1 protein-coding gene is annotated in these 273 nt (G+C 44.3%); it reads right to left on the bottom strand.

What is annotated here, in order from left to right; genetic code table 11:
* A partial coding sequence (locus tag A3761_RS02850) for an NAD-binding protein (protein ID WP_197472762.1) occupies positions 1-273 on the bottom strand: 273 nt, incomplete at both ends.

The raw sequence follows: 273 nt of genomic DNA, 5'->3' as shown, positions 1-273 counted from the left end.
ACCCATTAAGTCCAGATAATGATAGGTCGATAAAGTATTCAACTGTTTATAGGGCGAGATAGCCAACATATGACCAACCCCGGTTAAATCCAGGTTATTTTCAGCATGCTCTGAAACGGGGTTACCATAATAGACTGGCAGATTGTCCATTCGCGCTGCCCTGACATTTTCCCAACTGGTATCTGTCAGAATAACGGTGACACCTTTGCCGATCATAGCCTTTGCCAAATTTCTCGCCACGGCGTTCGCACCAATAAATAGAAAGCCATTATC

Source organism: Oleiphilus sp. HI0123 (assembly GCF_001635315.1).
Note: the sequence above shows the minus strand (reverse complement) of the source record. Positions and strands in the feature narration are given on the sequence as shown.